Consider the following 684-nt stretch of genomic DNA (forward strand, 5'->3'; position numbering starts at 1 on the left):
GCTTAACACATGCAAGTCGAACGGGATCCAATGAAGCTTGCTTTGTTGGTGAGAGTGGCGAACGGGTGAGTAACGCGTGATTAACCTGCCGTGTAGTGGGGAATAGCTCCTGGAAACGGGTGGTAATGCCCTATGTTCCGCATTGTCGCATGATGGTGTGGGAAAGCTTTATGTGCTATACGATGGGATCGCGTCCTATCAGCTTGTTGGTGGGGTAGTGGCCTACCAAGGCTTCGACGGGTAGCCGGCCTGAGAGGGCGACCGGCCACATTGGGACTGAGATACGGCCCAGACTCCTACGGGAGGCAGCAGTGGGGAATATTGCACAATGGGGGAAACCCTGATGCAGCGACGCCGCGTGCGGGATGACGGCCTTCGGGTTGTAAACCGCTTTTAATTGGGAGCAAGCGCAAGTGAGTCTACCTTTTGAATAAGCACCGGCTAACTACGTGCCAGCAGCCGCGGTAATACGTAGGGTGCAAGCGTTGTCCGGAATTATTGGGCGTAAAGAGCTCGTAGGCGGTTTGTCGCGTCTGGTGTGAAAGTCCATCGCTTAACGGTGGATCTGCGCTGGGTACGGGCAGGCTAGAGTGTAGTAGGGGAGACTGGAATTCCCGGTGTAACGGTGGAATGTGTAGATATCGGGAAGAACACCAATGGCGAAGGCAGGTCTCTGGGCTATTA

1 rRNA gene is annotated in these 684 nt (G+C 55.0%); it reads left to right on the top strand.

Going from position 1 to position 684, the window contains the following annotated elements:
• Positions 1–684 (top strand): 16S ribosomal RNA (locus EJ419_RS06190); the annotation flags it as partial.

The sequence above is a fragment of the Alloscardovia theropitheci genome, assembly GCF_004332295.1.
Taxonomy (GTDB): Bacteria; Actinomycetota; Actinomycetes; order Actinomycetales; family Bifidobacteriaceae; genus Alloscardovia; species Alloscardovia theropitheci.